Annotated in this window: 9 protein-coding genes; 8 read left to right on the top strand and 1 reads right to left on the bottom strand. The window is 43.3% G+C overall.

What is annotated here, in order from left to right; translation table 11 throughout:
* Positions 1-59: 59 nt before the first annotated feature.
* Positions 60-1,457, top strand: coding sequence for a polysaccharide deacetylase family protein (locus HMPREF9625_RS10380; RefSeq protein ID WP_009534652.1), 1,398 nt, complete (start codon positions 60-62; stop codon positions 1,455-1,457).
* 26 nt (positions 1,458-1,483) lie between these two features.
* Positions 1,484-3,133 carry a tetratricopeptide repeat-containing diguanylate cyclase gene (locus HMPREF9625_RS10375; RefSeq protein WP_009534651.1) on the top strand — a complete coding sequence of 550 codons (1,650 nt, stop codon included), beginning with the start codon at positions 1,484-1,486 and terminating at the stop codon, positions 3,131-3,133.
* 62 nt (positions 3,134-3,195) lie between these two features.
* On the opposite strand, the gene mnmA is transcribed toward HMPREF9625_RS10375, so the two are convergent.
* A complete protein-coding gene (mnmA, locus tag HMPREF9625_RS10370; protein ID WP_009534650.1) occupies positions 3,196-4,293 on the bottom strand; it encodes a tRNA 2-thiouridine(34) synthase MnmA in 1,098 nt (365 codons plus the stop codon).
* A gap of 235 nt (positions 4,294-4,528) precedes the next feature.
* On the opposite strand from mnmA, the gene rfbA reads away from it, so the two are divergent.
* The 6 genes from rfbA to HMPREF9625_RS10340 all read left to right on the top strand — a co-directional run bounded on the left by rfbA (position 4,529) and on the right by HMPREF9625_RS10340 (position 11,988).
* Entirely contained in the window at positions 4,529-5,407 is an 879-nt protein-coding gene (gene rfbA / locus HMPREF9625_RS10365; RefSeq protein WP_009534649.1) for a glucose-1-phosphate thymidylyltransferase RfbA, read from the top strand.
* A 46-nt stretch (positions 5,408-5,453) separates the two neighbouring features.
* Positions 5,454-6,476, top strand: a complete 1,023-nt coding sequence (gene rfbB, locus HMPREF9625_RS10360; protein WP_009534648.1) for a dTDP-glucose 4,6-dehydratase — start codon at positions 5,454-5,456, stop codon at positions 6,474-6,476.
* Position 6,477: 1 nt separating this feature from the next.
* On the top strand, positions 6,478-7,437 hold the full coding sequence (gene rfbD / locus HMPREF9625_RS10355) for a dTDP-4-dehydrorhamnose reductase (RefSeq protein WP_009534647.1): 960 nt from the start codon (positions 6,478-6,480) through the stop codon (positions 7,435-7,437).
* Positions 7,438-7,810: 373 nt separating this feature from the next.
* A complete protein-coding gene (glmM, locus tag HMPREF9625_RS10350) occupies positions 7,811-9,163 on the top strand; it encodes a phosphoglucosamine mutase (RefSeq protein WP_009534646.1) in 1,353 nt (450 codons plus the stop codon).
* Positions 9,164-9,315: 152 nt separating this feature from the next.
* Positions 9,316-11,001: a 2-isopropylmalate synthase gene (gene leuA / locus HMPREF9625_RS10345; RefSeq protein WP_009534645.1), complete on the top strand. Its 1,686-nt coding sequence runs from the start codon at positions 9,316-9,318 to the stop codon at positions 10,999-11,001.
* Positions 11,002-11,007: 6 nt separating this feature from the next.
* Positions 11,008-11,988: a glycosyltransferase family 8 protein gene (locus HMPREF9625_RS10340; protein ID WP_009534644.1), complete on the top strand. Its 981-nt coding sequence runs from the start codon at positions 11,008-11,010 to the stop codon at positions 11,986-11,988.
* The last annotated feature ends 53 nt before the right edge of the window (positions 11,989-12,041 follow it).

Genomic DNA, 12,041 nt, shown 5'->3' with positions numbered 1-12,041 from the left:
TTCGGCAAGATATAATTCTATTTTGTTAAATATATAGATTTTCATAAAAGGACTAAAGCATGGCAGATAAACGAAAGCTTGGAAGCGGAGAGAAAAAATTTCGAGACAGAAGTCAGAATCATCAATCGAGTAATCGAGTTCAAAATAAAGTAAAAAGAAAAAGACCCCTTACGGAAGAAGAAAAGCGTCTTCTTATGCGAAAGAGAGCAAAGCTGAAGAGACAAAAAGAGGCGAGGAAGGCAAGAATTATTTTTGCCTTTGTTGTTTTGTTTACCTTATTCATGGTGTTCCAGGTCTTTGCCATGGCATTTCGTTTTTTGGAAAAAAGGCGAGAGGCACAAAAGGGAGAGCTTGAAACCGTAGTGGAAAGCAGTATGGAAACTTCCCCGGAGACGGAAGAGGAAAGCACGGAGGAAACCACCCCCGAAAATGGCGAAACCAATGCGGAAGGATTGGTGTTTTCAGGCGGAAGATATATCGATCCGGAAAAGCCTATGGTTGCTTTGACCTTTGATGACGGGCCGGATGTGCAGGTTGACGGGATTCTCATGGACGAGCTGGAAAAGGTAAACGGAAGAGCAACCTTCTTTGTGGTGGGACAAAGAGTGGAGAAGTTCCCTGAAGATATAAAAAATACTGTGGAACGCGGACATGAAATCGGAAACCATTCCTATGATCATGATATTCACCTGAGTAAAAAAGGTGTGGACTATATCCGTAATGAATTCGATAAGACCGATGCTGCGGTGGAGAAAGCCAGCGGCGTAAAGCCGGCTCTGGTTCGTCTTCCGGGAGGCAATTATAGCAATGATGTGAAAACGGCGGTACAGAAGCCCTTGATTTTTTGGACGATTGATACGGAAGATTGGCGTTCCCGCGATGCGGAGAAAACTAAAAATACTATTTTATCTAATATAAAGGATGGAGATATTGTTTTAATGCATGCTCTCTATCTTTCTACGGCAGAGGCTTGCAAGACCGTTATTCCGGAGCTCAATGCAAGAGGCTATCAATTGGTGACTGTATCCGAGTTGATTCACTTCCGTGGGCAGGATGTTGCAGGAGGAAATGGCATTCAATACAAGAATTTTCCGCCTGTAGCAAAGGAAACCGTGGCTTCCTCTGTGAGCTCGGAAAATCTGCAGAGTACAACTGTGACAGAAAGCAGCAGATCTTCTACTGTGGAAAGTACTGCATCGACAAAGAAGAAGAGCAGTACAAACACAAGTGAGAGCAGTAGTACAAAAACAAAGTCTGCAGATACTAAAACGACAAAGAAGAGTAGTACTGAAAGCAGTAAAAAAGCATCTAAGGAGACTACAAAAGAAAATGGAAATGTGGTGGATAGTCCGGATAGTTCAGCAGAAAGTCGAAATCCGGAAAAAGCACCTGTAGAAACTTCCGCACAGGCACCGGCCAATATAGCCGGGGCGATTGATGCGGATGATCCGAACTAAAGAATTGTGAATAGGATGAGATTGCCATGGATTTTAGCGGGTACGATAAAAAAATACAGAATCTGGCAAGCTTGGTAGAGAGGCAATACACGCTCTTTGATGAGGAGATTTTTCACAACTTGGGTTTGCTTCTCGGGATAGCGGAGTCACTGGAAGATGAAGCTTTGCAAGGCTATGTTTACTATCAGCTTGCGGATGCTTACTATAGCTTTCACTTTGATGTAGAAAAGATGCAGAAATACCTGTCCTTGGGAATCAAGGTGCAGCAGGAGTCCGAGGATTTTTCTCTTCTTACCCGTTCCTACAATCTCCTAGGTATTACAGAGTTTTTGCGCGGAAACTATGCCCTTGCAATGGATTATTACATGTCTGCAATGGACTATTGTAAAAAAATCGACATTCCGGATAAGGGACTGAAAGGAATTATCAATTCCAATATTGCGCGTTTGTATTTTTCCTTAAACGACTATGACCATGGACGCTACTATGCAGAAGAAGCGCTTTATGAAATCAGCGGAAATACGGTAGACAGTGCCTATGTTTCCAATATGATCAATATTTATACTTTTTTGGGAAATATCTATCTGAATAAAAAGCAAGATGTACATTCGGCAAGAGCCTGTATGGAATCGATATTAGAGCTTGCAAAAAAAACCTCTTTTGAAGAGGAACTTATGGGGGGGATTGATATTCTCACCTTTTCCATTCGTCTTGCCCATTATGAGGGGAAAATGGAAGAAAGAGATTGTCTCATCCGGCAGTTTGCGGATCGGGCAGTTTTTTCCGCTATTCGCAGCAACATGATTGAAGATGTCTGTGATTTGGCGGACTTCTATATGGAGATAGGGAAGATAGAGGATTGCCGCAAGGTGCTGCGTCTCTTAGAGGAAATGCTCCAGGAAATCAATCTTCTGGAGATACGAAAGCGCTTTCTGGAATCGCAGATTCGTTTTTATTCGGTTACGGAGGATGAGGAAAATCGAAATGCGGCGGCTTATCGTTTCTATGAGCTGTTAAAAGAGCAGGAGAGGGAAAAGATTTCCGCTGTCCTCTTTGCGCTGGCTATTCGGAAGGACTTGGAAGACTTAAAGGCGCAGAATGCCTTCATGGAAGAGGAAAACCTCCGTCTTGCCAAAAAAGCGGAGCATGACCATCTGACCGGACTTCCCAATCGTTATCACTTAAGCACCTTTGCGGATGCGGCCTTTGAACGAGCTTACAATGCCAAGACACCGGTGGCCTTTGAGATGGTGGATCTTGACTTCTTTAAGCAATATAACGACTGTTACGGACATCAAAAGGGAGATGAGTGTCTGAAGCTTGTAGCAGAAGAAATCAGAAAGCTGTGTCTAAAATATCCCGGGATTTATGCCGCCCGCTATGGCGGAGACGAATTTGTTTTGATTTATGAAAATATGACGGATGAGGAAATCCTCACCTATGCCAAGGAACTGGCGGAAAATGTCATTGCTTTAAATCTACAGCATTCAGGAGAAGAGGGAGGAATTGTAACGATATCTCAAGGAATACGAAATTCCGTTCCATTAAAGAAAAACAGGGTCTGGGACTATACCTTTGCGGCAGATACGGCTTTATATAGAGTCAAGAGAAAAGAACGAGGAGGAATACTTCTTATTCATAAAGCAAAATTAGAAGGAGAATCGATGTATGTTTAAAGCGTCGATTCTCCTTTTTAATCTAATGCACCAATTTTAACTCTACTGTACCAACTTTAACTCTAATGCTCCAATTTTTTTATGGCCTTTATGATGGTTCCTCCGCCTACCACCATTTCTCCGTCATAGAGAACTACAGCCTGCCCCATAGCAACGGCACGCTCCGGTTCTGCAAAACGAACGAGTACAGCTCCGTTATCTTCCACAGAAACAAAGGCGGGTACCGCTTTTGCGTTGTAACGGGTTTTTGCGGTAACGGGATACTCCTCTTTGGGCGGATTTATACTGATCCAGTTAAAATCATCGGCCAAGAGTGCTTCGGAGTAAAGGGCATCTCCCGTGGTAAGAATGACTCGGTTCTTTTCGAGATCCTTTCCTGCCACATACATGGGCTGCTTTAAAGCAAGTCCCAAGCCCTTTCTTTGCCCTATGGTATAACGGACAATTCCTTTATGTTTTCCAAGCTTATGCCCTTCCTCATCTACAAAATATCCGCCGGGATAAGGTTCTCCTCGAAACTTTTCCAGAAAATCACCGTAATCTCCACTGGTCACAAAGCAAATATCCTGAGAGTCCGGTTTATCCGCATTGTAGAATCCGTTTTTCTCCGCAATAGTGCGGACTTCTTCCTTTGTTTCGAATTCTCCGAGGGGGAACATGCTGTGCTTTAGTTGCTCTTGATTTAAAAAATAGAGAACATAGCTTTGGTCCTTCTTTTCATCTTTTGCGCGAAGAAGCAGATAGCGCTTTTTCTCTTCATCATAGCGGATTCTTGCGTAGTGTCCGGTTACAATGAGGTCACAGCCGAGTTCTTCCGCTTTCTTATAAAGCTTCTCATGCTTCATAAAGCGATTGCAACGGATACAGGGGTTCGGCGTACCTCCATTTTCATAAGTCTCCACAAAGGGGAGGATTACTTTTTTTTGAAAATCATCCTTGAAATTCAGAACATAGTACGGAATAGAGAGGGTGGAAGCCACCTGTCTTGCATCCTCAACATCCTCCAGTGTACAGCAGGTCTTGCTTCGACAGGCCTGTCCCGTCTCACTGTCATATAGTTTCATGGTTATGCCTATACAATCATAGCCCTTTTCTTTCATGAGTAGAGCAGCTACAGAGCTGTCTACGCCGCCACTCATGGCGATCAATGCTTTTCCCATTTCTTATGTCCTTTTTATTATTTATAATTTATGTAAAGAGTTTATTCCAAAGAAGTACTTTCTGTCTCCGGTTTAAAAAGTTTATTTGTGAAGTGTAGCACAGAAGCACCATCTATGTAAGATATCGGCGAATTTTATTAAACTGAGCAATTCACAGAAAATCTTTGTATATCCACTCTTCCTATGCTAAAATCTTAGGAAGTACGCAATAAAATCTCTTAATAAGGGGGAAATGATGAAAGGAATTATTCTTGCCGGAGGTTCGGGAACCAGACTCTATCCTTTAACCAGAGTGACTTCCAAGCAACTTCTACCGATTTATGATAAACCCATGATTTACTATCCGCTTTCCGTGCTGATGGATGCCGGGATTCGGGATGTTTTGATTATTTCCACACCGGTGGATACGCCGCGTTTTAAGGAGCTTCTCGGAGACGGTTCATCCCTCGGCATGAACTTGGATTATGCTGTACAGGAAAGCCCGGACGGACTTGCACAGGCCTTTATCATCGGAGAGAAATTTATCGGAAATGATAAGGTGGCCATGATTTTAGGAGATAATATCTTCTCCGGATATGGCTTTAAGGATATTCTGAAGAAGGCGGTGGCAAAGGAAAGCGGTGCGACAGTTTTCGGTTACTATGTGGATGATCCGGAGCGTTTCGGTATTGTGGAGTTTGATGAGTCAGGTAAGGCAATCTCCATTGAAGAAAAGCCGGAGAAGCCGAAGTCCAATTACTGCGTGACAGGCCTTTATTTCTATGATAATCGCGTGGTGGAGTATGCGAAGAACTTAAAGCCCTCCAAGAGAGGAGAGCTGGAAATTACCGACTTAAACCGCATTTATCTGGAAAATGGAGAGCTCGATGTAGCACTTCTCGGTAAAGGCTTCACATGGTTAGACACCGGTACACAGGAGTCTCTTGTGGATGCGACCAATTTTGTTTACACCGTGGAAACGCATGAGCACAGAAAGATTGCCTGCCTTGAAGAAATAGCCTATAAGAACGGCTGGATCAGCAGAGAAAAGGTATGGGAAGCGTATGAGCTTTATAAGAAAAATGAGTATGGCAAGTACCTTAAGGATGTTTTAGACGGAAAGTATATAGAATAAAAAATTGATTTACGATAGAACAATGGCGTGAATCTAAGGAGGAAAGATGAAAACAATCGTGACCGGTGGAGCCGGATTTATCGGCGGAAACTTCATGCATTTTGCTGTAAATGCCTATCCGAATGAGGAGTGGATCTGCCTTGATAAGCTGACCTATGCAGGAAATATGGAGACTTTACAGGCTTTAGAGGGAAAGAAGAACTATAAGTTTGTAAAGGGTGATATCGCAGATAGAGAATTTATCTTTGACTTATTTCGTACGGAAAAGCCGGACAGAGTGATTAACTTTGCTGCGGAATCCCATGTGGACCGTTCTCTAAAGGATCCGGAGCTTTTCCTGCGTACCAATGTATTAGGTACGGTTTGCCTTATGGATGCCTGTAGAGAGTTCGGTATCGAGCGGTATCACCAAGTTTCAACGGATGAGGTTTACGGAGATTTACCGCTTGACAGAACCGATCTCTTCTTCAATGAGAACTATCCCATCAAGACCTCTTCCCCTTACTCTTCTTCCAAGGGAAGTGCGGATCTTTTTGTTTTAGCGTATCACAGAACCTTCGGACTTCCGGTGACTATTTCCCGTTGCTCAAACAACTACGGTCCCTATCATTTCCCGGAGAAGCTGATTCCGCTTGTAATTTCCAGAGCCTTAAACGACGAAAGCATTCCGGTTTACGGGAAGGGAGAAAATGTTCGTGACTGGCTGTATGTGACGGACCATTGTAAGGCAATCGATCTTATCGTAAGAAAGGGAAAGGTTGGAGAGGTTTACAACGTGGGCGGACACAACGAGAGAACGAATCTCGAAGTGGTAAAAACCATTTTAAAGGCACTTAATAAGCCAGAGTCTTTGATTACGTATGTAACGGACAGACCGGGACATGATATGCGTTATGCGATTGACCCGACAAAGCTTGAGACGGAACTAGGTTGGAAACCGGAGTATACCTTTGATACCGGAATCCCCGTGACCATTGACTGGTATTTAAATAACAAGGACTGGTGGGAGCATATCATTTCCGGAGAGTACCAGGAGTACTATAAGAAGCAGTACGGAGAAGAGGGATAAGATGAAAGTTTTTGTGACCGGTGTAAACGGACAGCTGGGACATGATGTTATGAACAGCCTCTATTATGCGGAAATTGATGCCATTGGCTCGGATATCAAAGAGAGCTACTCCGGAGTGCAGGATGGTAGCCCCGCCTGCACCATGCCTTATATCGGCTTGGACTTAACGGATGAAGAAAAGACGAGGAAGATTATTACCGAGGAAGGGATTAATGCCATCATTCATTGCGCCGCTTGGACTGCGGTGGATGCAGCAGAGGAACCCGAGAATCAGGCAATTGTCGAGAAAATAAATGGAGAAGTTCCCGGTGTACTGGCAAGAATTATGAAGGAAAGAGATGGGAAGATGCTTTACCTTTCCACCGACTATGTTTTCTCCGGAGAGGGAACAGAGCCTTGGTCGCCGGATGAGACCAACTTTTCTCCCATCAATTTCTACGGAAAGACAAAGCTGATGGGGGAGGAAAGAATCCGGGAAGTTTTAGAAAAATACTTTATTGTTCGGATTGCTTGGGTTTTCGGCTTAAATGGGAAGAATTTTATTAAGACGATGCTGAAGGTCGGAAAGAGTCACGAAGAAGTTCGCGTGGTGAATGACCAGATTGGGAACCCGACTTATACTCTGGATTTGGCAGAGCTTTTGGTGGATATGATTTGCACGGAAAAGTATGGAAACTATCACGCTACCAATGAAGGTGACTATATTTCCTGGTATGATTTCACAAAGGAAATCTATAGGCAGGCAGGCTTGAAAACGAAGGTGATTCCGGTCAGCACTGAAGAATATGGTCTTAGTAAGGCAAAGCGTCCGAAGAACTCCAGACTGGATAAAAAGAAGCTCAGACAACAGGGCTTTGTTCCGCTTCCCGACTGGAAGAATGCTCTTTCCCGTTACCTTGAAGCACTGCCGGAGGAAGAGGGGGGAAAAGGCTTTAGTCCCTGTCGTTCCTGTTTTGGTTAATAAAGGAAAATACTCGCGGATAGCTTGGAATCTTTAGAGATGTGGATCTTTCCATTTTTAGAGATTGAAGCGCGTAGCCTATCTATGTAGTTCGCTTAAAAAAATTCGGGAGCAGTCCCGAATTTTTTTATCATAAGTTCTACGGTGAATATATAGATAGGAAAGGTACATATTGAAAAAAACATAAAACAGACACAAAATTAAGCTATAAAATAAGGCTATAATTATAATACAAAAAATATAATTATAATAATAAAGCTGTAAAAAGAATACTCTGTGCATTTTTAAAGAAGGAACGAAACAGTAAAACTATTATAGAGAAAAGCGCGGATAAAGGAGAATTCTGTTTATAAGGCAGAAGGAGGAGCTAAATATGGGAAAGTATTTTGGAACTGACGGATATAGAGGGGAAGCCAATGTGGATCTTACGGCAGATAATGCCTTCAGAGTAGGTAAGTTTTTAGCGTATTATTTTTCTGAAGGGGGTAAGAAGGAATGCCGTATTGTAATCGGCAAGGATACGAGACGCTCCAGCTATATGTTTGAGTATGCGCTTTCTGCGGGAATTACCGCCGCCGGTGCAGACGCCTATCTTATGCACGTAACAACGACGCCTTCTGTGAGCTTTATTGCCCGTGCGGAGGATTTTTCCTGCGGTGTCATGATTTCGGCTTCACATAATCCATTTTATGATAACGGCTTAAAGGTCATCAACGGAAACGGAGAAAAGGTTTCCGATGACTTTATTGAAGAAATAGAAGCCTACTTGGACGGAAAGACCGGGGAAATTCCTCTTGCAAAAAGAGATAAAATCGGAAGAACCGTGGACTATTCCGCCGGAAGGAATCGTTATATAGGCTATCTCATTTCTCTTGCGATGCATTCCTTTAAGGGAAGAAAGGTGGCACTGGACTGTGCAAACGGTTCCGCATCATCCGTTGCAAAGGCGGTTTTTGACGCCTTGGGTGCGGATACTCATGTGCTTTCCAATACTCCGAACGGTTACAACATCAATGATCATTGCGGATCCACCCATATCGAGGCCCTGCAGGCTTACGTAAGAAACAGTGATTGTGAAATCGGCTTTGCCTATGATGGAGATGCGGATCGTTGCCTTGCGGTAGACAGCGAGGGAAATCTGGTAGACGGGGATATGATTCTTTATCTTTGCGGAAAGAATTTAAAGAAAAAAGGACAGCTTCAGGGAAACACCATTGTGACAACCGTTATGTCTAACTTCGGTTTATATAAGGTTTTGGATGTAGAGGGGATTTCCTATGAAAAGACGCAGGTCGGAGACCGCTATGTCTATGAAAATATGGCAGAGCATGCTTATGATTTAGGAGGAGAGCAGTCCGGTCACATCATTTTCTTGAGACACGCGACAACGGGGGACGGGATTCTTACCAGTATCAAGCTTATGGAAGTATTGCTGGAAGAAAAGAAGAGCCTAAAGGAATGCCTCTCCGACTATAAGAAATTCCCACAGGTTCTGGAAAATGTAAGAGTGACGGATAAGGCTCTTGCAGAGAGTAATCCTGCTGTGCAAGAAGCAGTAAAAAAGGTGGAAGAGAAGCTTGGAGATACGGGTAGAATTCTTCTTCGCGCTTCCGGGACGGAACCGCTTATCCGTGTTATGGTGGAAGCGGAGAAGGAAGAATCTTGTAAAAGTCTTGTTGAAGAAGTTATAGCAGTTATGAAAAAAGAGGGACTGGTTCAGGCATAAATATTAGGATACAATGGCAGGGTATAAGTAAGAGGAGTGTAATTCAAAAAACACAGCAATATAAAGAAGTATTACTAAGCTGCTAAGGAAGAATTACTAAGCCTAAAAGAAGAGAAGCAATCGTTTAATAGAGTAAAATAGGGGGAAAAATCATGGAAAAAGTAAAGCGTTATCGGCAGTTTCCCATTTTCCGTTATCCGGAAAGAACTTGGATGGATAAAGAGGTGGAGAAGGCTCCTATCTGGTGCTCTGTGGATCTAAGAGACGGGAACCAGGCTTTGGTGGAACCTATGGGAGTTGAGGAAAAGATTGAGTATTTTCAGCTCCTATGTCGCTTGGGCTTTAAGGAAATTGAAGTGGGATTTCCTGCCGCCTCTCAAATCGAATACGATTTTTTACGGAATCTGGTAGAGCGAAAGCTGATTCCGGAGGATGTAACGGTGCAGATTCTGGTACAGTGCAGAGAAGAACTGATTGAGAGATCTTTTGAGGCATTGGAAGGAGTAAAGAAAGCGATAGTGCATATCTATAACTCTACATCTATACTCCAAAGAGAAGTAGTTTTTAAAAAATCGAAGGAAGAGATTAAAGCGATTGCTCTTTCCGGAGTGGAAATGGTAAAAAGACTGGAGAAGAATTTCCATGGTGCGTTACGACTGGAGTATTCTCCGGAAAGTTTTACCGGTACGGAGATGGATTATGCCTTAGAGGTCTGCAATGCCGTGATTTCCGCTTGGGGAACTGCAAAGAATCGTAAAATAATCATCAATCTTCCGAATACCGTGGAGATGCACAGTCCCAATGTTTTTGCGGATCAGATTGAGTTTATGTCGGATCATCTTTTGGAAAGAGAAAATGTTGTTCTTTCCATTCACCCGCATAATGACAGGGGAGAGGGAATTGCAGCGGCAGAGCTGGCTCTTCTTGCCGGAGCGGAGCGTATCGAAGGCACTCTTTTTGGAAATGGAGAAAGAACCGGCAATGTGGATATTTTGACGCTTGCTTACAATATGTTCTCTCATGGAATTGATCCTGCTCTAAATTTGGAAAATATCCGGGAAATTAAAGAGGTCTATGAGCGGTGCACGAAGATGCAGATTCCGGATCGTCATCCTTACGCGGGAAAGCTTGTTTTTACCGCTTTTTCAGGGTCTCATCAAGATGCCATCAATAAGGGCTTACAGGCAATGAAGGAACACAGTTCCTTACTTTGGGAGGTGCCTTATCTGCCGATTGATCCTGCCGATATCGGAAGAGAATATGAGCCGGTTGTGCGTATCAATTCCCAGTCCGGAAAGGGTGGTGTAGCCTTTATCTTGGATTATCAATACGGTTATAAGTTGCCTAAGGGAATGCAAAGAGAGTTTGCAGACTATATCCAGTTTATTTCCGAAAAGGAAGGAGAGGTGGATCCCGACCGTATCCTTAAGGTATTTACAGAAGAATATGTGGAAGCAAAGAAACCTCTTTTCTTTAAAAACTTACGTTCTATGGATATGGAAGATGAGAAGAACGGCTATGTCAGTTTCGTGCAGTTGAGCTTTGAAAACAGTGGTGTTTTAAAGGAAGTCTCTGCGAGCGGATCCGGTCCGATTGAAGCAACGGTCAATGCTCTCCGGAAGGAATTAAAGAAGGACTTTACGGTTATGGATTACAATGAGCATGCCTTGGGTGCAGAAGCTTCCGCAAAGGCAGTGTCCTACATTCATTTAATGGACAGGGAATCGGGAAAGAGTACCTTCGGTGTGGGTATCTCCTCCAATATTACTCGTTCTTCGGTTCGTGCTCTCTTTAGTGCAATCAATCGTCTCTACTACCCTAAAACGGCAGAAGGATAGAATTTTATGCATATTATTTACGGCGTTGACGACAATTTTATACCGCTGCTTTCCGTATCCATTTCCTCGGTGTTGCATACTATGCAGGGGGAGACATTACATTTTCATATTCTGAGTATGGGATGCAAGAAGGAAAATGAGGAGAAGCTTAGGCACTTTATTGAGGGAGAGGGGCAGAAGATTTCCTTTTATGAGCTGGAAGAAAAACTGCAAGAGCTGAAAAAACGTATTCCGGGCTTAAATACGGGAAGTTTTTCCCCTGCAACGTTGCTTCGACTTTTTATTCCGGGAGTGCTTCCGAAGAATGTTACGAAGGCCTTATATCTTGATGCGGATACGGTGGTATTACAGTCCTTAACACCTCTTTATGCAACAGCTCTTTCGGAAAATGCGCTTGGTATGGCGGCTGAGCCGAGTATTTATAAAAGCCATTGTCGCTTTTTGGGGCTTTCGGAAAAAGAGCCTTACTTTAATGCCGGCATGATACTTTGGAATCTTTCTTATTTTCGTGAGCAAGGCTTGGAGGAGCAGTGTCTTCGCTATTATCAGCTTAAGAAGGGAAGGCTTCCCTTTAATGATCAGGATATTCTGAATATAGTATGTAAAGGGAAGATTAAGCCGCTCCCCCAGCGTTACAATTTCTTCTCAAACTATTACTATTTTCGCTATAAGGCGCTTTGCGAGAATGCTCCTTGGTACGAAAAGTTGGAGAAAAAGAAGGGATTTAAACGGGCAAAGGCACACCCTGTTATGGTGCATTTTGCAGGCGCATCTCGGCCTTACGTTCGAGGAAGCGGGAATCCTTATGGAAGGGCTTTCCGCTACTATGCGGAGAACAGCCCGTTTACAGTAGAAGAAGTAAAAGGAAAAGAGCTTTTTATGCTGCTGTATAGAGGGATGAATGTCTTGAGCTTCTTCTTCCCGAAGCTTAGAGAAAGAATCGGAGAGGCGTATTACAGAAGTCTTTGCAAGAAGATGAAAATATAAGCTGGAATTGTTATAGGATAAATATAAAAGCGAAAAAAGAAAGAGATAGAAGA

Source organism: Oribacterium parvum ACB1 (assembly GCF_000238055.2).
In the GTDB taxonomy this organism is placed as follows: Bacteria; Bacillota; Clostridia; order Lachnospirales; family Lachnospiraceae; genus Oribacterium; species Oribacterium parvum.
The sequence above is the reverse complement of the archived record's forward strand: the minus strand, read 5'-3'. Positions and strand labels throughout refer to the sequence as shown.

Excerpts from the sequence above, each read along its gene's own strand:
- HMPREF9625_RS10380 (WP_009534652.1), top strand. The coding sequence starts at position 60 with ATGGCAGATAAACGAAAGCTTGGAAGCGGAGAGAAAAAATTTCGAGAC.
- HMPREF9625_RS10375 (WP_009534651.1), top strand. The coding sequence starts at position 1,484 with ATGGATTTTAGCGGGTACGATAAAAAAATACAGAATCTGGCAAGCTTG.
- mnmA (WP_009534650.1), bottom strand. The coding sequence starts at position 4,293 with ATGGGAAAAGCATTGATCGCCATGAGTGGCGGCGTAGACAGCTCTGTA.
- rfbA (WP_009534649.1), top strand. The coding sequence starts at position 4,529 with ATGAAAGGAATTATTCTTGCCGGAGGTTCGGGAACCAGACTCTATCCT.
- rfbB (WP_009534648.1), top strand. The coding sequence starts at position 5,454 with ATGAAAACAATCGTGACCGGTGGAGCCGGATTTATCGGCGGAAACTTC.
- rfbD (WP_009534647.1), top strand. The coding sequence starts at position 6,478 with ATGAAAGTTTTTGTGACCGGTGTAAACGGACAGCTGGGACATGATGTT.
- glmM (WP_009534646.1), top strand. The coding sequence starts at position 7,811 with ATGGGAAAGTATTTTGGAACTGACGGATATAGAGGGGAAGCCAATGTG.
- leuA (WP_009534645.1), top strand. The coding sequence starts at position 9,316 with ATGGAAAAAGTAAAGCGTTATCGGCAGTTTCCCATTTTCCGTTATCCG.
- HMPREF9625_RS10340 (WP_009534644.1), top strand. The coding sequence starts at position 11,008 with ATGCATATTATTTACGGCGTTGACGACAATTTTATACCGCTGCTTTCC.